We start from the raw sequence: 22119 nt of genomic DNA on the forward strand, positions 1-22119 counted from the left end.
TGACGATGATTAATCCGTCTTTCGACAGATAAACCTTCCTCTAATACTGTGTGAGACTTGATAACTTTCGCTAAACGCCCCAACCCCGAAAGGTCGGAACCGCTCGCGCCATCAAGTGCCCACACTTATCGGCTGTTAGTTTTTAAAGAGCATTGCGCTTTGATCGCTTCGCTTGTCTGCTTGCTTTCTTGCGCGCCGTCATTCAACGGGAGGCGAATTATGACTGGCGAAAGACAGCATGGCAACCCCCTTTTCGAAAATAATTTTCGGGCAGCCACTAAGCGATGTTTGCACCCTTTAGCAAGTTATTCGAAAGACAAAAGCAAAGTGCATGGCTGGTCGGCTTAGAAAGTTAACTTCCAAAGAACGGAACGCAAAAGTCCGCAGGGCCGACACAAGCATTCGACGATGACGATGACGAAGGCGACGCAGCCCCACGATGCACAGTCCCAGACGCCGCGCCGCTCTCATGCATGCCGCCGTATGCCTCATTCGTTTCATTGGCGTTCTGCTGCGCGGCGACCTTTGCTTCCGCAGCCTGAATGTCGGCCGGATAGTTCGTACTGTCGCCCGACCCAACTGAATAACCCGCTTGCTCGATCTGCACGAGCTCGGCTTTCACCTGCGCGCGCGTGAGCGGTTCGCTCGACCCTTGAGCAAAGGAAAGCGCAGGCGCAGCGACAACGACGAGCGACACGACAACCTTGGCGATGATGTTCATGATGCAAGACTCCGGCAAGAAAGGGTTTGGCTGGATCGATGACGACCCAGGAACCTCATCGAACACGCTCGACTCTCTTGAATCTTCGAGCGCTGAGGCTTCAATTCGTAAACCCGCCCATGCCGGAATCTATTCCCATCGTCCTGCTAAAAACTCAAGCGCGATCAACGCGTCTCTGGAACAAGGTGCACGCGCTTCTCGGTCGCGGCCTCGACGGCCTTACGCGAATAGAGCAGCGGGAAGTACTCGCCATCGAGCCACATCTGCGCGAGATCGCGGTAATGCGGGCTATCCGGATCGCCCGATTCGCCCGGCAGATTCACCGCGCGCGATGCATCCCAATTGCCGACATCGACGATCACGCGAAACGATGGTCCATTGGTCTCGCGGAAATCGCTTGCGCGATACGTCGATTGATTCGGCGTATAAGCACTGCCGCCCTTACCCATGGGCCCGACGTTGAGCTTTGCGCGCGTGTCGGCATCGACGGCATCGGCCAGTGGATGCGCGTTGAGATTGGTTTGAAGCCCGCCCCACTGCCAGCGCGTAGCGTCGTTGCCTTGCAAGCGCGACATCTCCGCATAAGCGTCGCGCAGGCTCGACAGCAACACGGCATCGCGTTTCGCTTCAGCGTTGTCACCGAAACGCGCGGCCGGATGTTCGAGCGAGTCGAGCATCACGGCCGTGTCCGGCGCACCGAATGAAGCCGCCGCGTCCTTCGGCAAGACAGCTTGCTTGAATGCGCGGCCGAGATGCCGCGAGAGCCAGACCTCTTCGAGCGCGGCCTGTGCCGAATCGGCGCGCATATGCGCATCCCAGCCCTTGAGCATGCCGAGTGCCGCGCGCGTGTCGGCATCGTCGCTGGAAAGAGGCTGCAACAACGCGACGAGACGACGTGCGGGTATCGACAGATCATCGTTTTGCAAGCGCTCGGAATCTTCGATCGATACCTTGTCCAGCGACTTCAACACTTCGTCGATACGCTGATGCCGCGAGCCGTTGGTCCATTCGAATCCGAGCTTGCGTTCGGCATAGGGATAGCCCGCCGGCAGATTCATTTCATTCGATGTAGTGAAGTAACCTTGCGACGGGTTATAGACCGAAGGCATTGCGTCGCGCGGCCAAAACCCGGACCATTCATAGCGGCCATCGCCGGGAACGGGCATGAGGCCATCCCAGTTCGGACGAACAGGCGCAAGGCCGCTTGGCACCCAAGCAATGTTGCCTTGCGTGTCCGCATAGACCTGATTCACCGTGGGCGCGCCCCAGGTCGCAAGCGACGACTTGAACTGCGCATAGTTCTTCGCGCGCATGTAGCGCATGGAATCGAAGTAAGGCGACATACCCGGCGAGAGCCATGCGGTACGCACGGCGAATGCGCGATGCTTGCTGTCTTCCGTGTAGATGACGGGACCATGACGCGTGAACAGTAGGTCCGCTTTGACGGGCGCCGCGCCGCGTACGTTGATCGTCTCGTGCACGACATGCATCGGCTCCCATGCACCTTTGTAGCGGTACTGCCGCGCATCGGCGGGGTTCAACTCGTAGACGTAGAGATCTTCCTGATCGATGTTGAAGATCGTGAGACCGTACGCAATGGACCCGTTATGACCAATGGATATGCCCGGCGAGGAAGGCTCGCCGCCACCGATGATATCGAGCGTCGGCGTGCTGATTTGTTGGATATAGCGCAGGCTCGGCGCGGCATAAGCGCGATGCGGATCGTTCGCCATGATCGCGCGGCCCGTCGCCGATTTGCCCGGCGCGACCACCCAGTTGTTGCTGCCCTCGGTGATTTCCTCGGGATTGTCGGCAGCGGCAATCATCGAAGTCGATGCATCCGCGCTCTTGAGCGATTCCTTCGTCACGCGCACGCCTTGCGTCGCCAGCGTGAAGACCTTGAGAACATCGTCGGGCAGGCATGGATCGAGACCCGCGGGCATCTGCGGCTTCCACTGTGGCTGCAAACCGAAGCGCACCGAATCGGCATCGAGCGAACTCTTGCATGCGACGCGCGCACGCGCCACTTCGCTCGTCAAATTACGCGTCAGGCCATGACTGCGGATACGCACGACATCGTCCGCGCCCCACTTCGCGGGCCAGTAACCGACTTTGCGAAACTCATAAGGAATGCGGTCCGGATGCGCGGCAAGCCAGTCGATATACGCGTTGACGCCTGCTGCAAAGCGCGTCGCGGCCGGCTTGGCATCGGGTCCATAGCGCTTCCATTCGGTCTCCATGTCGCCGCGATAGAGAAAGAGCCGCGTGGCCTTGTCTTGCTCGACATACGCGGGCCCGAAGACTTCGGCGAGTTCGCCAAGCCCGCGACGACGCCATAGATCGATCTGGAACAGACGATCGCGCGCGGCGTTGAAGCCTTGCACGAAGAACGCGTCGCTGTCGTTGGCCGCGTAGATATGCGGCACGCCCCAGCGATCCACCAGGATGTCCGAAGGCTCGGAAAGTCCTGCCACGGTGATCGTTTCGGTGGGGGTATCGTCCGCGAGGGCTGATTGAATGGGAAATGAGGCGAGCGATGCAGCGCTGAGCAGCGCGGAAATAAGGCGTCTTGCTGGCATGTAACCGTCTCCTGTCGACAAGAGCCGGAACACACGCCTCCGACTCAAGTCTCATGCGAAGCTATTGTTGGATTTTGCGCACGACGCGTGACCATGCGTCGATTCCGCGACCGCTCGAACGTCGTATGAGACGTGACGATGAATCGCGCACGCAACCCGAAGCCTATCGCAAAGGAGGAACTCATGCCTGACGCAACTCTCGACCCGGTTGAAGTCGCGCGACGTGTCTATGAAGCGTATGTGAGGAAGGATCGTGCCGCTATCGAAGCGCTCATCGCGGAAGACTTCCATTTCACGAGTCCTCGCGATAACCGTCTCGACCGCGCGACTTACTTCGCGCGTTGCTGGCCGAACGCGAACGCAATCGTCACCTTCGACCTCGTTCATATGAAACAGGACGGCGAACATGTGTTCGTCACGTACGATGCGCGCATGCTCGACGGCAAGGCCTTTCGCAACACGGAGATTCTCTCGATTCGAGCCGGCAAGCTGCACGACGCGCAGGTATTCTTCGGCTGGACGCTGCCGCACGAAGCGCCCGAAGGCGATTCAATTACGGCATGATTCCTCGTTCATTGCCGCATCTCGCCGAGCGCGGCCGCGATCTGCCGGCTCATCTGCGCGAGCGCGCGGCTATGCGCCGCGGCGATGGCGGCGAAACCATCGCCTTTCGTGTTTTCGTGCACGAGCGTGTGCCCGTCGAAATGCGACACACCATCGGGGGCGCGAAGGCTCCAGAGTGCATCGAGCGTGACGGAATCGTCGATGACGGATTCGAAATGCATCACATCGACGCGTAGCTGATAGGTCTTGATATCCGCACTCGGCGGATAAATCGACACATTATCCACGCCAAGCACGCGCGACAAATCCGCCGCCAACGTACGCGCGATATTCTCTTTCAACGGCTCGCCCCAGCGCGCGTACTCGTTCACGGTCACTTCGTTCGGCATGGTTCGCGTGATCATTTGCGGCTTGTCGACAAGGTCGGGAACCGTCACGGGCCCCACGGTCACGCGAACGGGCCTGACATTCGCGGCGGGTTGCAGTGTGGCTTCAGGACTTAACGTATAGAACGCGGCCTTGGGCGATGCACCACACGCGCCGACCATGACGATGAGCGCTGAAACGAAGAAACGGTATATCACCTTTTATCCTCCGGCTTGCCGCGCAGAATCGCTTCCGGATGCTGTTCGAGATACTCCGCGAGATTGCGGAATGCAGCGGCCGTGCGCGACAACTCACGCATGGTTTCGGCGGTGCTGGTCTGCAACGGCGAGTCGCTCTGCAACGCACGGCTCGTCGCGCCGAGCGCATCGCGTGCAGCCGCGAGCGTTGCCTTCGCTTGTGGCGCGACGTCGGTGTCGAGCGTTTTGATAAGCACCTGCGCCTGTTTGAGCGTATCGCGCAGGTCATTGCTGATCCCTTCGATCGGAATCTTGTTGAACTTCGCCACGAGTGCCTGCACGGAGTCCTGCAATGACTGCAAGCCGCCCGGCACGGTCGGGATTTCCGGCGGATCGCCGCTTGTGTCCATCTTTTCTTTCGGCGTGTTCGGGAAGAAATCGACCGCGATATAGCGCTGCCCCGTCAGGATGCTACCGGTACGCAATTGCCCGCGAAAGCCGTGCTCGACCATGTATTGCAAGAGCTGATGCCGGTCGGGCACGAGACGTCCCGTCTTGTCGCCTGCCCGTATACGCATGGTGAAGCGTTCCGGATAGAAGTTCACGCGTACCGGGATGCTGAATTCCCGCCGCACCGGATCGTATTGCGTATTGATCGCCGTCACTTCGCCGAGCACGATACCGCGAAAATCCACTTCCGCGCCGACCGACAGACCGCGCACCGATTCCTTGAAATTGAACACGTAGGTATCGACGATACGATCATGCCGCTTCATCGCTTCGGGGCGTGTTCCGAAGAGCTGGAACACGCTGCTCGCAGGCGCTTCCGCCAAATCCTGATGATCCGAGCTATCGGCAAGCTCTTTCAAGGGCGCCGGCGTTTCGAATGCGAGCCCGCCCACGAGTATCGCGACGAGCGATTCCGTGTCCATCTTCACACCGGTCGAATCGAGCTTGACGTCCACGCCGCTCGCCTGCCAGAAGCGCGTATCGAGCTTGACGTACTTGTCGTAAGGGGCGTTGACGAAGATGTGGATGGTCACGCCCATGCCGTCCGCATCGAGCTCATAGGCGGTCACCTGTCCCACTTGGAGACGCCTGAAGTAGATCGGTGCACCGGCATCGAGCGAACCCATGGTCGGGCTCTTCAACACGAACTCGCGCCCCGGCACGTCCGCCGTGATGACAGGCGGCGATTCGAGCCCGGTATAGTCGTGCCGCTTCGCGCTCTTCACGCCCACATCCACGCCGATGAACGCGCCTCCGATCAACGTGCCGAGGCCCGACACCGTGCCGCCTGAAATGCGCGGGCGCACGACCCAGAAGCGTGTGTCGTCGACGAGCATGTGTTCCGCATCCTTCGCCATTTCCGCCGATGCGATCACGCGCTTGTGATCCGGCGCGAGCACCACGCTCTTCACCGTGCCGATATCCACGTTCTTGTACTTGAGCTTGGTCTTGCCCGCTTCGAGCCCCTCGCCCGTGTTGAAAGTAATGGTGATCGTCGGACCTTTCTCCAGGATGGCCTGCACCGCGAGCCATCCGCCGATCAGCACCGCGATGAGCGGCACGAGCCAGATCAGCGAAATGCCGAAGCGCGGGCGGCGGGCGGGCAAGGCTTCGGGAAATTCATCCGGAGGCGCTCGCTTGATGTCGGGAGGTTCAGCCATGTCCTTGGTCCGCGGCGTCCCAGATGAGACGCGGGTCGAATGCCATTGCCGCGAACATCGTCAGCACGACGACTCCACCGAAAGCAATGGCGGCGGCGCCCGCGCGTATCGTCGCCAGCGCATTGAACTGCACGAGCGCGACGAGCACGGTGATCACGTAAATATCGAGCATCGACCAGCGGCCGACGAACTCGACGATGCGATAGATCTTCGTGCGCCGCGCGGGCAGCCAGCGCGAGCGCATCTGCGTGCTGACGACGAGCATGAGCAGCGCGAGTATCTTGAGCATGGGCACGGCAATGCTCGCGATGAACACCAGCACCGCGAGCGGCCATGAACCCGAAGTCCACAGATACGCAACACCGCTCATGATGGTGTCCTTCTGCGCGCCGAAGAGCGAACTCGTATCCATCACGGGCAGCACGTTGGCGGGCACGTAGAGCACCATCGCGGCGATCAGCAGCGCCCACGTTCGCTCGATGCTGTCGGGCTTGCGAAAGTGCAGCCGTGCGTGACAACGCGGACAGTTTCCGTCGTGTGCATGCGGCGGCGCCTTGGAGACGAGCGCGCAATCGTGACAGACGAAGAAGCCCGCTTGTTTCGCGGTGCGCGCGTGGCCGCGATAAGCAGGGGCATCAGCGAGGCTGCTTTTGTAGATCAATGCCCATGCCTCGCGCGGATCGAACGATGCCGAAGCGCCCGAGATCAGCAGCATGACGCCGCCGAATGCAAAGAGCGCAAGGCCAGGCACCACACTCGCGATATGCGCAAGTTTCACGAGCGCCACGAGAAAGCCGAGGATCAGCAACTCGGTCATGCCCCACGGCCGCACCGTATGCAACGCGCGAAAGGCGGCACGTCCGGCACGCGGCGCGTAACCCCTGCTCAGTGGAACGAGCAGCCACGCCATAGCACACATCTCGGCAAGCGGCATGATGAACGTGGTCGCGAGCACGAGCCCCGCGATGGGCCACATGCCATCGGCATAAAGCACACGCACCGCGCCGAGCAGGGTGGTTTGAACCACCGTGCCGCTCACTTCGAGTCCCACGATAGGAAACGCATTGGCGATGCTGAACATCGTGAGGGCGGCGAGCGTGCAGGCAAGCGCGCGATTCAGTCCATCGGGACGATTGCGATACAGCGGCGCGCCGCAACGTGCACAGCGCGCGACGCCGCCTCTTTGCAGCACGGTTTCATGTTGCAGGAGATCGCATTCGTGACAGGCGATCAAACGCATGTTGGCGCGCGCGTTCATGGCGATGGCTCGTCCTTCGCATCGCGTTTGACCACCGCGCCGCGCGTGTCGTAGACCACTGCCGTGCGTTGCTCGGCTTCCGCGACCCAGCCGCCGCCCATCGCCTTGTAGAGCGAAACCATGGCATTGAGCGCGGCGGCCTGCGTCTGCGTATAGCTCAACTGCGACTGGAAGAGGCTGCGTTCCGCATCAAGCACTTCGATATAGCTCGTGTAGCCACCCTCGTAACGCAGCCGCGCGAGATTGGCATAGGTACGCAAGGCATCGACCTGACGGCCCTGCACATCGCGTGCTTCGCGGCTCTTGGTTAGCGTGATGAGACTGTCGTCGACATCCTGAAACGCCACTTGAATCGCTTTTTCATAGGAGAAAAGCGCTTGTTGCTGCTGCGCCTCCGCCGCCTTTACTTGTCCGCTGATCGCTCCGCCCGTGAAGATGGGCTGCGTCACGGCACCCGCGAACGACCACACGCGCGCCGCTCCCGTGAAGAGTTGCGAGAATTGCGTGCTTGCAGTGCCGAAGAGGCCCGTGAGCGATATCGACGGAAAATACAGCGCCCGCGCCGCGCCAATCTGCGCATTCGCCGCGATCAGGTTCTGCTCCGCCTGACGCAGATCCGGCCGCTGCGTGAGCAACTCCGAGGGCAGACCTTCTGGGACTTGCGGCGTGGCCAGATCGTCGAGTTCGCGGTCGCGTGCGATGCCTTGCGGATTACGGCCCAGCAGAATGGACAACGCGTTTTCTTGCGTGGCGATCTGCTGTTCGAGTTGCGGAATCGTCGCGAGCGCGGCCTGATACTCCGACTGCGACTGCGCCAGTTCCATCTGCGAGACTTCGCCGTATTGAAAGCGCAGGCCGAACACGATCACGGACTCCTGCCGGCTCTTGACCGTGGCTCGCGCAATATCGAGTTGCCGGTCGAGCGAAACGAGCGTGATGTAGGTCGATGCCACCGAAGCCACCAACGACAAAATAGTCGCTCGGCGGCCTTCCTCACTTGCAAGCAGACTAGCGCGTGCGCTTTCCGTCTGACGCCGCAAGCGCCCGAACACGTCTATTTCCCACGAAGCATTCAACGCGAGCTGATACTGATTGATGACCGTGCCTACGCCCGGCGGCAATTGCGCGGACCCGATGGGTAAGCGCTCGCGCTCGGCATTCGCGCCCAATCCCACTTGCGGAAACAGCTGCGAACGCGTGACTTGAAATTGCCCGAGGAATTCATCGACGCGCGCCGCCGCGATCTTCACATCCTTGTTCTCCTGCAACGCAATGGCGATCAACTGATTCAACGCGGGGTCCTGAAATTGCTCCCACCATGCCGTGTTGGCGATCTCGTTCGATTGCTGTGCGGCGAAGCGAAAGCTATCGGGCGTTTCGATGGCGGGACGCTCGTAATTCGGCCCGAGCAGACAACCGCCGAGCATCGACGACACGATCAGCACGATCACACGCGATGACGGTTTCATGGCTATGTTTGAGCGCATGTCATTCGCCTCCGTGCGTCGCGGGCCCGTCATGGTCCGCCGCGGGCGATGAACCCGGTTCGCCCTTACCTTCGCCTTTCTTCTTCGACCCGAACCTGGCGCTCATGGTCTCGATGACGTAATAGAACATCGGGATGAAGAACACGGCGATGAGTGTGGCGCCCAGCATCCCGCCGATCACACCCGTGCCGATGGAATGCCTGCTATTCGCCGATGCCCCCGTCGCAATCGCAAGCGGCACGCAGCCGAGAATGAACGCGAGCGATGTCATCACGATCGGGCGCAGGCGCTCGGATGCGGCGGTCATCGCGGACTCGTAGATGGACTTGCCCGCTTCGCGGTTGAGCACCGCGAACTCGAAGATCAGAATGGCGTTCTTCGCCGCGAGCGCAACGAGCATGGTGAGGCCGATCTGAAAGTACACGTTGTTGTCGAGCCCGCGAAGCAGAATGGCGAGCAGTGCGCCGAACAAGGCGAAGGGCACGGCGAGCAAGACGCCCATCGGCAACGACCACTTCTCGTATTGCGCGGCGAGAATCAGGAACACCATGACGAGGCCGAAGACGAACACCATCGCCGATGAACTGCCTGAGCTCTGTTCCTCGTATGCCTGACCGCTCCACGCAATGCCGTAGTCCTGCGGCAACGTGCTCGTCGCAATGTCCTGCAGCGCGGCCATGGCCTGCCCCGTGCTGTAACCGGGCGCGGCGTTGGCCGTGATCTTCACTGCGGGAAAATTGTTGAAGCGCGTGATCAGATCGGGACCGGTCACGTACTTGTACGTGACCACGGATTTCAACGGCACCATTTCGCCTGAACTGCCGCGCACGAAGATGCGATTCAAGTCCTCGGGCGTGCGACGCTCCGACGATTCCGCCTGCAGGATCACTTGCCACAGACGGCTGTCCTTGTTGAACTGCGAGACGTAGAGCGATCCGAACATGGTCTGCATCGCGCTGTAGACATCCTGCACCGGAACGCCGAGCGTTTCGGACTTGGCACGATCCACTTCGACTTGAAGCTGTTGCGCGTTGGCGTTGAACGTGGACGTCACGCCCTGCAATTCGGGCCGTTGCTTCGCTTTCGCCAGATAATCCTGCACCCTGGCCGATATCTGCGCGCTGCCCGCATCGCCCTTGCTTTGTATCCACATCTCCAAACCGCCCGTCGTGCCAAGGCCCGGAATGGAAGGCGGATTGACGGGCAGCACGATACCCTGACTCACCGTGGACAAATTCTTGTACGCGCCGAGCAGCACGGCGCGCGCATTTTGTGTGCGAATGTTCGCGGACGAATAGCGCTCATCGAAACTCTTGAAGCCGACGAAGAACGTACCAGCGTTGTTCTTCGTCTGACTGTCGAGCAGGCTGAAGCCATCCACCGTGGTGATACTGTCCACGCCTGGCTGCTTCATGAAGTAATCGGTTACGCGTTCCGAGACTTCTCCGGTGCGGTCGAGGCTCGCGGCATCGGGCATGATCACCGCGCCGAGCAGATACCCCTGGTCCTCGGGCGGCAAGAAGCTCGTGGGTATCGACTTCACCATCCAGATCGAAAGGCCGATCATGCCCGCGAAGATCAGCAACATGAGGACCGAGCGCTTGATGACGAACGCCACCGAGCGCGAATAACCGCGCGTCATCTTCGCGAAGCCGTTGTCGAACCACACGAAAAAGCGCGCCTTTTTGCCATGCTCGGGCTTGAGCAACAGCGCCGCGAGCGCGGGCGACAAGGTCAACGCAACGATCCCGGAGAACACCACGGATATGGCGATCGTGATGGCGAACTGCTTGTACAACTGCCCGGTGATGCCACCGAGAAACGCCACGGGCACGAACACCGCGCACAGCACGAGCACGATAGCGACGACCGGTCCAGAGACTTCGTCCATTGCGCGCTTCGCGGCTTCTTTCGGCGGCAGCTTGAAGACCGTCATGTTGCGCTCGACGTTCTCGATCACGACGATGGCATCGTCCACCACGATCCCTATCGCCAGCACCATCCCGAACAACGTGAGCATGTTGATGGAAAAGCCGAGTAGCGACATGCCCACGAACGTGCCGACGATCGACACCGGCACCGCCAGCACCGGAATGAGCGTCGCGCGTATGCTCTGCAGGAACAGATACACGACGATCACCACAAGCACGAGTGCTTCGAAGAAGGTGTGGATCACATCGGCGATCGAAGCGCGCGTGAACTCGGTGGTATCCATCGAAACGCGATAGTCGATCCCTTCCGGAAATGACTTCTTCATCTGTTCGAGCGTGGCGCGCACTTGCTTCGATACATCGAGCGCGTTCGCGCCCGGCTGCTGATACACGGCGATCACCGTTGCGGGCTTGCCCTGAAAGCGGCTGCGGATCGAATAATCCTTCTGTCCGAGTTCGACGCGCGCCACGTCTTTCAAGCGCACGATAGCGGCGCCTCCGTTCTGCGCGCGAATGATGATGTTCTCGAACTCGGCAGGCGTGGCGAGCCGTCCCGTGGTGGTGACGGCGAACGACTGCTGCACGGGCGTGCCCGTCGGCGATTGTCCGATACTGCCCACCGCAAACTGCTGGTTCTGATTGGACACCGCGCTCTGCACTTGAGAAGGCGTCACGCCGAGCTGTGCCATGCGTTCGGGCTTGAGCCAGATGCGCATGGCGTAATCCGGAAAGCCGAAGATGCTCGCCTGATTCGCGCCGGGAATGCGCTTCAGTGCATCGAGCACGTAGATGTTCGCGTAGTTGGCGATATACGTCGCGTCGTAGCGGTTGCTCGGCGAATAGATGGCGATCACCATCATGAACGCCGACGACTTCTTCTGTACCTGCACCCCTTGCGCCTGCACCGATTGCGGCAACTGCGGCAGTGCAAGGTTCACGCGATTCTGCACGTCCACTTGCGCGAGTTGCGGGTTGGTGCCGATATCGAAAAACACGTTGAGCGTCATTTGTCCCGTCGATGAGCTCGACGAGTTCATGTAGATCATGTTGTCCGCGCCGTTCACCTGCTGCTCGATCGGCGCGGCCACGTTGTTGGTGACGACATCCGCGCTTGCGCCGGGATACTGAGCCGTCACCGTGACCTGCGCGGGCGTGATATCCGGATACTGCGCGATCGGCAACGCGAGCATGGCGATGACGCCCGCAAGCGTGATGACGATCGACACGACCATCGCGAAGATAGGCCGATCGATGAAGAAGTGAGAGAATTTCATGGCGGCCTTCGCTCACTTCGCCTGTTGGGCTGGCTCGACCTTGATGGTCGCTTCGCCTGGCGGCGCAACGGGCGCGGCATCGCCCTTCACGTTGACGGGCGCGCCCGCGGACACGCGTATCGCGCCATCGACGATCACGCGGTCGCCCGCGCGCAGACCATCCGATATGAACCAGTTGTCGCCGAGCCAGTCGCCCACCTCCACCACTTGCTCGCGCGGCGTCTTGCCGTCCTTGTCGAGCAACCATACGTAGTGGCTTTTCGCGCCCTGCAACACGGCGCGTTGCGGCACGAGAATGGCGTTCGGCCGCGTGAGGCCATGCACCAGCGCGCGCACGAACTGGCCGGGGCGCAACTGCCCGGCCTTGTTCGGCAGCACCGCGCGCACGAGGAACGTGCCCGTGTCCTTGTTATACGAAGGCGCGAAGAAATCGACCGGGCCGGTATCCGGATAGCGCGAGCCATCGGCGAGAATGACTTCGACGATATAACGCTTGTCAGCGGGCGCGGTCAGGCGTCCTTTCGCGATCTGATCGCGATAGCTCAAGACCTCGTTTTCCGAGAGACTGAAGTTGATCCACATGGGATCGAGTTGCGCGACCGAAGTCAGCAGGCTCGAATTGCCTGCCGAAAGATAGCTGCCTTCCTGCATGCGCGCATAGCTCGACAAGCCGGTGAGCGGACTCTTGATGGTGGTGTAGCCCAGATTGAGTTCGGCGTTCTGTACTTCGCCTTGCGCGGCGATCACCGAGGCCTGTGCGGATTTCTCGTTGCCGATGGCGTCGTCGAGATCCTTCTTGCTGACCGCGTTCAGCGCTTCGAGCGGACGCACCCGCGCGAGATTCGCCTTGGTCACGGTGAGCCGCGCCTGCTGTTGCGCGAGCTGGCCGCGCGCGGTTTGCAGCGAAGCCTCGAACGGCTTGCGATCCATTTGGAACATCACCTGCCCTGCTTTCACGAGCGCGCCTTCGGTGTAGAGGCGCTTTTCGAGGAAGCCTTCCACGCGTGCGCGGATCTCCACTTCGCGCGAGCTCTGCGTCTGCGCGACGAATTCGAACGTGACGGGCGTGTCGTGGCCTTCGACGGTCATCACGGTGACTTCGGGCGCGGCGGGCTTGGGCGCGCTCGCTTGCTTCTCGCATGCCGCGATGGCGAACATCAACGAGACGCCGACGAAGCGCATGCCCGCGCGCCGCCAGCGCACGAACGCCGACGAAGCCGGAGCGGGGGCTTTGAAGATCCGCAAAGGTGAAGTCGGCATAAGTGTCTCCGCTCGCGTGGCTCGCGTCTATTGCACGGTGTAGCCGCGTCCCGTCATGCAGGCGGACACGGCCCGGTTGAAGGTCGTCATCTCCTGCGAGACCTGTTGCTGATTGGCCTGCTGCTGCGACGCGGCCGCACGCCGCTGCTGCCGTTGATGCACCCCGCCCATCACTGCACCGCCCGCCGCACCTGCTGCCGCGCCCTTGCCCGCGTCGCCGGCTATCGCACCCATCGCGGCGCCCGCTGCCGCCCCGCCCGCCGCGCCACGCACGCGTCCGCCCTGTTGCTGCGTTGGCGGTGGCTGGTTAGCCTGCTGCGCGAGTGCCATCGGATCGATACCGGTGTTCTGCTTCGCCCATTGCTGGCATTGCGATACGTCGTTGCCCTGCTGGCTCTGGCTTTGACCGCGCGCGGGGTAATAGATCGCCTGCTGCGCGGCTGCTTCGAGCGTTACCGCGGTCGCAAGCATGAGCGCCAAGCTCGATGACAGGCGCACGCGCCGGCTCCGCGCGGTTTGAAACGTGCTGTTCATTTCGGTACTCCCTCTCAGTGTTTTCGTCGATGCCTGACCGTCTGCGCACGCAACCGGCCCTCGTTCCATGTGTCGTCGTTTTATGCGGTGCCGGGAAGGACGTCATGGCGCCTCGCGCACGCGTGCAATGGCCGCGCGCACCGCGCCGATGAACACTTCGTCGTCGAATGGTTTATGCAGATAGGCCGCGGCTCCCGCGGCGAGCGCCGTATCGCGCACGGCGGGATCGTCGTGAGCCGTGACGAAGACGATCGGCATGTCGGTGCCCGCCAGACGCCGTTGCACTTCCAGCCCGTTGATGCCTGGCATCTGCACGTCGAGCACGATGCAGTCGGGCCGCCATGCGGCGTCGTTTTCGTCGAGTGCGGCGAGCAACGCGTCGCCCGTGCCGAAGCTCGCCGACGCCATGCCGGCCGCACGCAGCAGCCGCTTGAGTGCCCGGCAGACCGATTCGTCGTCATCGACCACGGCCACGGTTGGCGTCGCATCGCTCATTGGATCAGGCGTGAAGTTCGGCAGCACCGCGAGGCGCTGTGTCCACGCCCCGGCTCTTGATTTCTCGCTGGAGAATAGGCGCGCGGCTCTTGAACCGGTATTGGACTTTAGTCCCATGAGCGCGGTGAGGAATAAAGCGGGGACCCGGTCCGGGAAGAAAACCGGGACCGACCGCTAAATTCGAGATACGAATTCCGCTATAGTCTGCGGCTTCACGCGCCGGAGGGGTCGGCGATGTGTCGTTGAGGTATGTCGTTGAAGAGGAGAATCCGATGAAAACCATCCATCACCTATGTCAGGGCGGCTCGGCCGCGGCCATGTTGCGCACGGCGTTGCGCGATCCCGTCATCGATATCCTCGACGATGGCTCGATCGGCCCGCTCGTCGATGTCGACACCGGCTCGCCCGATGCGCGCGTCGGCTTCATGAAGGCGCTCTACGCGTGCGGCGGCTTCGATCCGCAAGACGAAGCGTCGATGGACTGGTATGGCGAGTTACGCGACATGAACCGGCGCCTCGCCGACCTGACGACTCAGGCGTCCGAGGTAGTGATCTGGGCCGAGGCAGGCGATGTGGAACAAGCGCTGCGTCGACGCGCGCACTGGTGGCTGCGCGACGCGGACGTGCCCGTGAGCGAAATCGATGCGAGCCTGCGCGCCGTGGCTCGCGCGATTCCCAAGGGACAAGCGCTGGCGCTGGATGTCGGCGCGGCCGCCGCGCTCGTCGCGGCACGCAAGCCCGCAAGCGCCGGCCTGCGCGCGCAACTCGCGAACGAATGGGCCGCGCTCAAGGAAGATGGCGAAGCCGTGCGTGTGTGCGAAGACGGCAAGCTCGCTTCGCATCCCATCGATCATTACGACGCGGACTTCATCGCGCTCGCGTCGGGCGCCCCGGCCAAGCTCACAAGCAGCGAGATGCTTGGCGCGGCTATGCATCATTCGGGACGCAGCGATCTCTTCTGCAAGTGGCGCTTTGCCTGCCTCGTCGAGGCAGGCAAGTTGACGGTAACGGAAGGCGACGCCCACGATCTCAACTCGGTGTGGATCGTAAAGAGTTAAGCGTCGGGCGTTCGAATCTCACCCCGCAAAACGCGGCTCTGGAAGGCCTGTCACGCCGAGTCCCGTCACCGCGAAAAGACCACCCTTGTCGCGCTCTTTTTGCGGAATGCCCCACATCGGGCGGCCCATCGTCGTGACGTAAAGAATGTCGAGATTCGGGCCGCCGAACATCACGCTCGTCAAATTCCGAACCGGAAACGGCACGACACGGTCGAGCGAGCCATCGGGCGCGAAGCGCAGGATGCGCCCGCCGAACACCAGCGCGGACCATACGTAGCCTTCGGAATCGACCGTCGCGCCATCGAATGTGCCGGCCATGTCGCGCGCGGAAGCAAACAGCCGCTTGTTCGATATGGCGCCCGTTTCGATATCGTAGTCGTACGCGTACATCTCCTTGCTATACGTGTCGGTGAAGTAGAAAGTGCGGTTGTCCGGGCTCCAGCATGGACCGTTCGAACAACTGATGCCGCTGTCCAGATGCGCGATCTTGCCGTCCGTATCGAGCCGATAGAGTCCGCCGCTTTTCGTGGAACGCTGGCCGCGATCCGCAAAGTAGCGATCGAAGTCGTAAGACATGGTGCCCGCAATGAACCGCCCTTGCCGATCCACCTTGCCGTCGTTGAAGCGCGTTTCGGGATCGTCGCTTTCCGGGTCGCCGATAAACTGCACCGTCTGCGAGTCGAAGTCGTAGAAATGCAGCCCGTTCGCGAGCGCGACCACCGCGCCGCCTTGTTCACGCAGCGCCATGGAACCGATATGACGCGGCACGAAGTAGCGTTCGACCTCGCTGCCATCGGCGCGGCAGCTATAGATTTCGGCGGCGGTACTGTCGATCCAGTAGAGCTTCTCCTCCTTCACGTCCCAAAGCGGTCCTTCACCCAGATGATTGTTGGCATCGACCAGCAAGCGGGTTTCGGGCATCGTCGTCTCCTTCCTGGTTGTGGCGTGGCTACGCCTTGTCCTTGTCCGCGAGGCGGTGAGCGATCAACGCCATCAGCCTGCGATCGCGCCAGCTACTGCGGTTTTCGATCTGATCGCGCGGCAGAACGGCGCGGCGTTCGGCGTCGAGCTTAGTCAATATCTCTTCGGGCCAGTCGAAAGGCACGCGCGTCGCCGTGATGTTGCGATACGTGCCGCCATAGCGCGCCGCGTAATCCGCGACGCCGCCTGGCGCGTTCAGATCGATCGTTTCGAACGGACCCATGAACGACCAGCGCATGGCGAGACCATCGCGCATGACCGTATCGAGGTCGGCCGCCGTGGCGTAACCCTGCGCATAGAGACTGAGCGCTTCGTCGAGCACCGCGCCTTGCAGGCGGTTGAGCAGGAAGCCCGAAATTTCACGATTCACGGTCACGGGCTTCTGTCCCGCCGCTTCGTAGATGGCGCGCGCTCGTTCGATCGCTTCGGGCGCGGTCCACGGCGCGCCGCATAGCTCGACGAGCGGCACGAGCGAAGGCGGATTCACCGGATGCGCGACGAGGCAGCGCGCGCCGCCCTTCAAGCCTTGCGTAAAGGTCGATGCAGGCAGGCCCGAGGTCGAACTGGCAAGCAGGGCATTGGGATGAGTCAGGCGGTCGAGTTGCGCGAATAGTTCGCGCTTGGGTTCGACCATCTCCGCGATGTTCTCCTGCACGAGAGCCGCGTCGGACACGGCTTCCTCGAGCGACTCGCAAGTCTTGATGCGCGCGACGATGGCATCGGTCGACTCGTCGGTCAGCTTGAACGACGCGAGGTCGTCCACGCTTTCCCGTATCGAAGCGATCGCGCCGTTCAGCATGTCCTTCGACGCATCATGCAGATTCACGCTGAAGCCCGCGCGCGCAAACACGATGGCCCACGCCCTGCCGATGCGTCCTGTACCGATGATCGCTATTTGCCTTGGGTTCATTTCTTGTGTCTCCTCCGGTTTTTATGAGCGGCTCGTCAACCTCGCTTGTCGCGCAACGTGATCACCGCAGCGAGAACGACGAGGCCATTGATGATGTCGCGGACCGCTGGCGGCACGGTCGTGCCCGCGAGCAAAGTGCCGAGCGCGGTAAGCAAAAGCGCTCCGCCGAACACGCCGAGATAGTGACCGCGTCCGCCCGTGATGAGCGCGCCGCCGACCACGACCACGGCAATGGAAGGCAAGAGATAAGGATCGCCCATGCCGAGAAACGCCTGCGAACTGAAGCCCGCGAGCAGCAAGCCGACGAGCGCGGAACACAGACCCGAAAGACAATACACCGCGATCAACGTGGAGCCGACGCGCACGCCGGAAAGACGCGCGGCAATCGGCGAATTGCCGACCGCATAGACGCGCCTGCCGAACGGCGTCCGATGCAACAGCAACAAGGCAATCGCGAGAAACAGCGGCACGCTCCAGGCGGCTAGCGACAGCGGACCGAGACGAGCATTGACGAACTCGCTGATCACGGACGGCGTCCAGCCTTGCGGCGAGCCATTGCAATAGATGAGCGTGAGACCTTGCAACAGGCCGTTCGCCGCCAGCGTCACGACAATCGGCGGCAAGCCGAGCATGACGACGCCCACGCCGTTGAAGATGCCCACGAGCAGGCCCACGCCGAGCACGACCGGCACCGCCCAGACCGCGGCGCCGTTCAAGCCATGCGTGAGTCCCGTCAACAGTACGCCCGATAGCGTGATGAGCCACGGCATCGACAGATCGAGACCGCCGGTGAGAATGACCGCGCCTTGACCGAGACCGAGGACCGCGAGAAACAAGGTCAGCGTGAGCAGGCTGCTATAGAAGTTCGCGCTGATCAGCACGCCCGGACCATAGACGAAGCCCGTGATGACGACCACGCCGAAGAACAGCAGGTACGCGGGAATCACGTACTTGACCCATTCGCGATTGCGCTCGATCCAGTCCGGGATCGCGCGGCCCTTCAACTCCTTGTTCTCGATGGGACGATAATCGCCGACTTCGAACGCCACGTGCCGCGCATGGCCGTCATCGCGTGCACGCGTGCCCGTTCGCACGGCCTTGAGCCATTGCGAAGCCTGCCGCACGCACTCGTGCGCCGCCGACTGCTTGCCGATGGAAGAACCGAGCACCGCGAGAATCAGGATCACGGCTTCGGCAATCGTCGTGAAGAACGCCGATACGTTCAAGACGAGCAGAATGTTCACCGTGATCATCAGCGTCATTGCGGCGAACACGCTTCCAACGCAACCGCCACGACCGCCACCAAGCAACGTGCCGCCGAGCACGACCGCCGTGAACATGGAAAGCAGGAGCGGGCGGCCGACGAGCGGATCGGCCGAGCCCGTCTGCGCCGACACGTATAGGCCCGCTGCCGCGTAGAACATGCCTGCGAGCGCATAGGTCGCGATGCGATAACGCGTGACCGGCATGCCGTTGGCATACGCGCCATCGGGGTCGCTGCCAAGCGCATAGAGACCGACGCCAAAGCGCGTGCGCTTGATGAACGACCACACGAGCAAAGCCACGACGAGCAGGACAGCCGACATCGGTATCTTGTCGGGAATCAGGTCGGCCGTGAGAAAGCCGCCGAATTGTTCGCCGATGCTGCCGCCCGGCTTGTTCTGGATGAGCAGCGTGACGCCTTGCACCATGAACATCGTCGCGAGCGTAACGACAATGGATTGCAAGCGGAACCACGCGATCAGCGCGCCGTTGACGAGGCCGATGCCGCCGCCTATGGCGATGATGAGCGCGACGCCCGCCCACTGCTCGACGGGCGAGCCTTGCACGAAGCGCACCGCGAGCACGTTGGCCAGCGACACGACCGCCGACGCCGACAAATCGAACCCGCCCGACAGCACGACGATGGTCTGCCCGATGGCCGCGAGCGCGAGCGTCGTGCTGCTCGATATGACCGAACCGATGTCGTACATGCCGACCGGCGTGGCGGATAGCGCGACCCACGCAATGAGCATGGCGAGCAACGCACCGATCGCGATGATGAGCCCGCGATGATGGTCGATGCGTGCGCCGATTCCCACGCGCGCGCCGGGCCTCACGATCTCGCTTTCTGGCGACGCTATGGCTATTTTCATATGCAACTCCTCAACTGGATAGCATCTTGCGCATCACGTTCTCTTCGGTAAGCGCCTCGCCTTCGAGCTCGCCCGCATTGCGGCCGCGATACATCACCGACACGCAGTCGCACACGTTGACGAGTTCGGGCACGTCCGTCGAATAGAACAGCACGGAGCCGCCCGCCGCCGCGAACGCACGCATCAAAACGAATATTTGATGCTTGGTGCCTACGTCGATACCGCGCGTCGGGTCGAACATGAGCCACACGCGGCTTTGCGTGAGCAGCCATTTGGCCATCGCGATCTTTTGCTGATTGCCGCCCGAGAAAGAAAGACACGGCTTGTAGAGCGCACGCGGATTCACTTCCATCTGCGCAAGCGAGCGGCGTATGGCCGCCTGTTCGCGTTTGCGGTCGATCAAGCCGAAACGCGAGTAGCGTCCGATCACCGGCAGCGATACGTTCTCGCCGCCCGGCAAGCGCAGGAACAAGCCTTCGGTCTTGCGGTCTTCGGGCAGGAAGCTCGTCGCGACGCCGGCCTTGAGCGAATCCGCCGTGGACGTCAACGTAACCGGCTTGCCGTCGATACGAATCTCGCCATCGTCGATGAAGCTCGCGCCGAAGAGCGCCTCGAACATCTCGCGCTGGCCCATGCCCTGCAACGCCGCGATGCCATGCACTTCGCCCACTTTCAGCTTGAGGTCGAACTCGCTCACGACGCCATCGACACGTATGCCGCGTGCTTCGATTGCAGGCGCGCCGTGGTTCTCCGTCAGCACAGGCGGCGTGACCTTCGGCGGATACTTCGCTTCCATCGAGCGGCCGATCACGAGACGAATGACTTCGTCATCGGAAATATCGGCGGTATCGAAAGCACCGACGTCCTTGCCATTCCGATACACCGTGAGGCTGTCGCAGAACTCGCGCACTTCCTGCATCCGGTGCGAGATGAACACGAAGGTCACGCCCTGCGCCTTCATCTCGTCGATACGGCGCGATAGCCACGCCACGTCGCGGCCCGATAGCGCGGAGGTCGGTTCATCGAGCAGCAACACTTGCGGCGCGCGCACGATGGCCTTGGCGATCTCGATCTTCTGCCGCACCGGCAACGACAGGTCGCGTATATAAGCGCCAGGACGCACGTCCGACAGTTCCAGCTTGTCGAGCCATTCGGCCGCCTGGCGTTGCGCCTCGCGCTTCCTGATGCGCCCGAGAAAGCCGGTCGGCTCGTACGACATCAACAGATTCTGCGCGACGGTGAGATCGCGCACGAGTGTCATCTCCTGAAACGCGGTCTGCACGCCCGCCCGATGCGCGTCCTTCGGGCCTTTCATCGCCACGTCCCGACCCATCACGCGAATGCTGCCGGCGTCGGGCTGCATGAGACCCGACAGCAGCTTCACCGTGGTGGACTTGCCCGCGCCGTTCTCGCCGAGCAGCGCATGCACCGCGCCGCGTTTGACGGAGAACGACGCCCCGTCGAGCGCGACAGTGGCGCCGAAGCGCTTCGTCACGTTCGACAGGTCGATCGCAAGGGATGTCATCGCTTGCCTCCCTTAACCTTTAGATGTCGCTCAGTCCTGATTGCCGGTGAGCGCCGCGTTGAAGCCCACTTCCTTCGTGTCTTCCGAATAGATGTCGGCGAACCAGCCCGGCGGCACCTTGTCCGGCATGAAGGCCGTGCAGCCCGCCTTCAGTTCCTCGATACTGCCCGTCTTGCACAGCTTCGAATCCTGCGTGAGCACGAGCGGGAGCTTGAGTGTCACGCGCGGCGGAAAGTCCTTTCCGTCGAGCTTCTGCACGGCCATCTTGAGCGCCATGGCGCCCGAGTACGGCGGCGCGCCATACGAGATCGAGCGATACCCGATCGAGCGATACGTGCCCTCGCCCTTGACCGTTCCCGGCGGCAGCATCTGCACACGATGCCCGTTCGACGATTCGCCCGCGCACGGCTTGATCTTGTCATCGGCGATACCGGCTTCGAGCTGCATCGACGCCGCCGTGAAGCAGCCGACCTGCATCCACAGGCCGTCGATCTTGTCCCAGCTATTCGTCGCGAGAATCTTCGAGAGTTCGGTGCGCGCCGTCGCCTGGCTCCACATGCCGGTGCCTTCGGCGACTATCTTGATGCCGGGGAACTTCGCGAACACGGCCTTTGCCGCTTCGGTGCGCGCGCGGTCCACCGACGTGCCCGGCACGCCGTTGACGACCACGATATTGCCTTTGCCGTTGATGGTCTTCGCGAGCCATTCCGCGGTGACGGTGCCTGCCTGATGCTGATCGATGGTCACGTTATGCGCGCACGGCTCGGTCACTTCGCCGTCGTAGGCCGCGACCACCACGCCCTTGGAACACGCATTCTTGATCGCGCGATTGAGCGCCGTCGGCGAGATCGGGTAGATCACGATGGCTTTCGCGCCTGCCTGCACCATCGAGTTGATCTGCTGAATCTGCTTCTGTGCGTCGGTGCCCGCGACCTGCACTTCGAGATCGACTTTGTCCTTGAGCGCGGGCGTGTTGGCCATTGCCTTCACCATGTTCGCGGCTTCGGTCTGCCAGTCGTTGCCGACATAGCTCATCGACAGAAACACCTTGTACTTGTCCGCCGCTGCGGCCTGCCCTGTCATCGCGATACCGAGCGTCGTCGCGAGCGCCAAACCGAACGCCGTGCGTTTCGCACGACGAATTGTCTGCGTCAATGCTTTCATGTCTTCCTCC

17 protein-coding genes are annotated in these 22119 nt (G+C 62.0%); 2 read left to right on the forward strand and 15 right to left on the reverse strand.

Going from position 1 to position 22119, the window contains the following annotated elements; translation table 11 throughout:
• Positions 1-352: 352 nt before the first annotated feature.
• Both NCT03_RS20400 and NCT03_RS20405 read right to left on the reverse strand, forming a co-directional pair.
• A complete protein-coding gene (locus NCT03_RS20400; RefSeq protein ID WP_250493685.1) occupies positions 353-721 on the reverse strand; it encodes a DUF4148 domain-containing protein in 369 nt (122 codons plus the stop codon).
• 164 nt (positions 722-885) lie between these two features.
• Positions 886-3300, reverse strand: coding sequence for a penicillin acylase family protein (locus NCT03_RS20405; protein ID WP_250493686.1), 2415 nt, complete (start codon positions 3298-3300; stop codon positions 886-888).
• Between the two features lie 183 nt (positions 3301-3483).
• On the opposite strand from NCT03_RS20405, the gene NCT03_RS20410 reads away from it, so the two are divergent.
• Positions 3484-3864 carry a nuclear transport factor 2 family protein gene (locus NCT03_RS20410; protein ID WP_250493687.1) on the forward strand — a complete coding sequence of 127 codons (381 nt, stop codon included), beginning with the start codon at positions 3484-3486 and terminating at the stop codon, positions 3862-3864.
• Between the two features lie 8 nt (positions 3865-3872).
• Here NCT03_RS20410 and NCT03_RS20415 read toward each other — a convergent pair whose 3' ends face one another.
• The 8 genes from NCT03_RS20415 to NCT03_RS20450 all read right to left on the reverse strand — a co-directional run bounded on the left by NCT03_RS20415 (position 3873) and on the right by NCT03_RS20450 (position 14336).
• Positions 3873-4448, reverse strand: a complete 576-nt coding sequence (locus tag NCT03_RS20415; RefSeq protein ID WP_250493688.1) for a PqiC family protein — start codon at positions 4446-4448, stop codon at positions 3873-3875.
• Positions 4445-6097 (reverse strand): PqiB family protein, encoded by a 1653-nt coding sequence (locus tag NCT03_RS20420; RefSeq protein WP_250493689.1) that lies wholly within the window; start codon positions 6095-6097, stop codon positions 4445-4447. Before NCT03_RS20420 ends, NCT03_RS20415 begins: the two co-directional genes overlap by 4 nt.
• Entirely contained in the window at positions 6090-7355 is a 1266-nt protein-coding gene (locus NCT03_RS20425) for a paraquat-inducible protein A (RefSeq protein WP_250493690.1), read from the reverse strand. The genes NCT03_RS20420 and NCT03_RS20425 overlap by 8 nt, the downstream gene beginning before the upstream one ends.
• A complete protein-coding gene (locus tag NCT03_RS20430; RefSeq protein ID WP_250493800.1) occupies positions 7352-8824 on the reverse strand; it encodes an efflux transporter outer membrane subunit in 1473 nt (490 codons plus the stop codon). The genes NCT03_RS20425 and NCT03_RS20430 overlap by 4 nt, the downstream gene beginning before the upstream one ends.
• 19 nt (positions 8825-8843) lie before the next feature.
• Complete coding sequence (locus tag NCT03_RS20435) at positions 8844-12047, reverse strand: efflux RND transporter permease subunit (protein ID WP_250493691.1); 3204 nt, start codon at positions 12045-12047, stop codon at positions 8844-8846.
• Between the two features lie 12 nt (positions 12048-12059).
• The gene (locus tag NCT03_RS20440; RefSeq protein WP_502800398.1) at positions 12060-13307 is read right to left on the reverse strand and encodes an efflux RND transporter periplasmic adaptor subunit; all 1248 of its coding nucleotides are present in this window, start codon (positions 13305-13307) and stop codon (positions 12060-12062) included.
• A gap of 27 nt (positions 13308-13334) precedes the next feature.
• Entirely contained in the window at positions 13335-13841 is a 507-nt protein-coding gene (locus NCT03_RS20445; RefSeq protein WP_250493692.1) for a YMGG-like glycine zipper-containing protein, read from the reverse strand.
• Between the two features lie 102 nt (positions 13842-13943).
• Positions 13944-14336, reverse strand: coding sequence for a response regulator transcription factor (locus tag NCT03_RS20450; RefSeq protein ID WP_250467481.1), 393 nt, complete (start codon positions 14334-14336; stop codon positions 13944-13946).
• 272 nt (positions 14337-14608) lie between these two features.
• Between NCT03_RS20450 and NCT03_RS20455 the strand changes: the two genes are divergently transcribed.
• Positions 14609-15394, forward strand: coding sequence for a DUF3658 domain-containing protein (locus NCT03_RS20455; protein ID WP_250493693.1), 786 nt, complete (start codon positions 14609-14611; stop codon positions 15392-15394).
• Positions 15395-15412: 18 nt separating this feature from the next.
• Here NCT03_RS20455 and NCT03_RS20460 read toward each other — a convergent pair whose 3' ends face one another.
• From NCT03_RS20460 to NCT03_RS20480, 5 genes are read right to left on the reverse strand one after another with little or no spacing between them, the layout of a single operon-like run.
• Positions 15413-16315, reverse strand: coding sequence for an SMP-30/gluconolactonase/LRE family protein (locus tag NCT03_RS20460; RefSeq protein WP_250467483.1), 903 nt, complete (start codon positions 16313-16315; stop codon positions 15413-15415).
• Positions 16316-16343: 28 nt separating this feature from the next.
• Positions 16344-17285, reverse strand: coding sequence for a 3-hydroxyacyl-CoA dehydrogenase (locus NCT03_RS20465; RefSeq protein WP_250493694.1), 942 nt, complete (start codon positions 17283-17285; stop codon positions 16344-16346).
• 35 nt (positions 17286-17320) lie between these two features.
• Positions 17321-19420 (reverse strand): ABC transporter permease subunit, encoded by a 2100-nt coding sequence (locus NCT03_RS20470; RefSeq protein ID WP_250493695.1) that lies wholly within the window; start codon positions 19418-19420, stop codon positions 17321-17323.
• Between the two features lie 10 nt (positions 19421-19430).
• Positions 19431-20945, reverse strand: a complete 1515-nt coding sequence (locus NCT03_RS20475) for a sugar ABC transporter ATP-binding protein (RefSeq protein WP_250493696.1) — start codon at positions 20943-20945, stop codon at positions 19431-19433.
• Positions 20946-20975: 30 nt separating this feature from the next.
• Complete coding sequence (locus NCT03_RS20480; RefSeq protein ID WP_244828735.1) at positions 20976-22109, reverse strand: sugar ABC transporter substrate-binding protein; 1134 nt, start codon at positions 22107-22109, stop codon at positions 20976-20978.
• Positions 22110-22119 lie beyond the last annotated feature (10 nt).

The organism is Caballeronia sp. GAWG1-1 (assembly GCF_023631465.1).
Taxonomy (GTDB): Bacteria; Pseudomonadota; Gammaproteobacteria; order Burkholderiales; family Burkholderiaceae; genus Caballeronia.

Coding starts and splice junctions, on each gene's coding strand:
- NCT03_RS20400 (WP_250493685.1), bottom strand. CDS start 721: ATGAACATCATCGCCAAGGTTGTCGTGTCGCTCGTCGTTGTCGCTGCG.
- NCT03_RS20405 (WP_250493686.1), bottom strand. CDS start 3,300: ATGCCAGCAAGACGCCTTATTTCCGCGCTGCTCAGCGCTGCATCGCTC.
- NCT03_RS20410 (WP_250493687.1), top strand. CDS start 3,484: ATGCCTGACGCAACTCTCGACCCGGTTGAAGTCGCGCGACGTGTCTAT.
- NCT03_RS20420 (WP_250493689.1), bottom strand. CDS start 6,097: ATGGCTGAACCTCCCGACATCAAGCGAGCGCCTCCGGATGAATTTCCC.
- NCT03_RS20425 (WP_250493690.1), bottom strand. CDS start 7,355: ATGAACGCGCGCGCCAACATGCGTTTGATCGCCTGTCACGAATGCGAT.
- NCT03_RS20430 (WP_250493800.1), bottom strand. CDS start 8,824: ATGAAACCGTCATCGCGTGTGATCGTGCTGATCGTGTCGTCGATGCTC.
- NCT03_RS20435 (WP_250493691.1), bottom strand. CDS start 12,047: ATGAAATTCTCTCACTTCTTCATCGATCGGCCTATCTTCGCGATGGTC.
- NCT03_RS20440 (WP_502800398.1), bottom strand. CDS start 13,307: ATGCCGACTTCACCTTTGCGGATCTTCAAAGCCCCCGCTCCGGCTTCG.
- NCT03_RS20445 (WP_250493692.1), bottom strand. CDS start 13,841: ATGAACAGCACGTTTCAAACCGCGCGGAGCCGGCGCGTGCGCCTGTCA.
- NCT03_RS20450 (WP_250467481.1), bottom strand. CDS start 14,336: ATGAGCGATGCGACGCCAACCGTGGCCGTGGTCGATGACGACGAATCG.
- NCT03_RS20455 (WP_250493693.1), top strand. CDS start 14,609: ATGAAAACCATCCATCACCTATGTCAGGGCGGCTCGGCCGCGGCCATG.
- NCT03_RS20460 (WP_250467483.1), bottom strand. CDS start 16,315: ATGCCCGAAACCCGCTTGCTGGTCGATGCCAACAATCATCTGGGTGAA.
- NCT03_RS20465 (WP_250493694.1), bottom strand. CDS start 17,285: ATGAACCCAAGGCAAATAGCGATCATCGGTACAGGACGCATCGGCAGG.
- NCT03_RS20470 (WP_250493695.1), bottom strand. CDS start 19,420: ATGAAAATAGCCATAGCGTCGCCAGAAAGCGAGATCGTGAGGCCCGGC.
- NCT03_RS20475 (WP_250493696.1), bottom strand. CDS start 20,945: ATGACATCCCTTGCGATCGACCTGTCGAACGTGACGAAGCGCTTCGGC.
- NCT03_RS20480 (WP_244828735.1), bottom strand. CDS start 22,109: ATGAAAGCATTGACGCAGACAATTCGTCGTGCGAAACGCACGGCGTTC.